At 45.5% G+C, this 552-nt stretch carries 2 protein-coding genes and 1 pseudogene; all 3 read right to left on the reverse strand.

The genetic code is table 11. From position 1 onward, the window contains the following. A partial coding sequence (gene vscF / locus R7Q09_RS27610) for a type III secretion system needle filament protein VscF (protein WP_318144141.1) occupies positions 1-192 on the reverse strand: 192 nt, incomplete at its 3' end. Positions 193-203: 11 nt separating this feature from the next. Beyond that, on the reverse strand, positions 204-413 hold the full coding sequence (locus tag R7Q09_RS27615) for an EscE/YscE/SsaE family type III secretion system needle protein co-chaperone (protein WP_015296814.1): 210 nt from the start codon (positions 411-413) through the stop codon (positions 204-206). Next, a pseudogene (locus tag R7Q09_RS27620) lies at positions 400-552 on the reverse strand (EscD/YscD/HrpQ family type III secretion system periplasmic domain-containing protein); the annotation flags it as partial. The pseudogene R7Q09_RS27620 and the gene R7Q09_RS27615, both read right to left, overlap by 14 nt.

Here is a 552-nt window from a genome sequence, read left to right on the forward strand (position 1 = left end):
GTTTATGTTGTATACCACCGACCATTTGTTGATAGCGTGCTGAAGTTCAGCCAGCTTAGATGGGTCGTCCGCGTTGGTTTCTAGATTTTTAATTGCATCGGTGACGGATTTGTTCGCGTCTTTCGCTTGTTGCTCAAGTTTCTTTTTAACGTCATCGAGGTTTACACTGTTGGTCGCATCGTAAAATGACATAGGATTTCCCTTTATTTTTGGTTAGCTTCGTATGCTTCAATCACAACCTGTGCCGCTGTGTATGCTTCATACTGTTTTAGTAGCAATTGATACTGCTGCGGAGGACATCCCAAGTCCAACTGACGCTTTACCGCTGCCTGTGCTTGTAAGAGCTTGCTCTTAATGTTTTGCACTTCAATGCCACTTAGGTCGTTATTTAGAATCTGTTCAAGATTTGTCATGGTTTTTCTCGCCTTCGTATCCAAGTTCAATAGTGATAACGCGCCCGCCTTTCACCAGCTCAATCCCTGCTGGCGTTACGCTGGATATGCGATAACCCTGCGGAGTGCGAGCCCCTACCATGTAGCGAACGTTATCGGT

It is taken from the genome of Vibrio sp. 2130-1 (genome assembly GCF_033339515.1).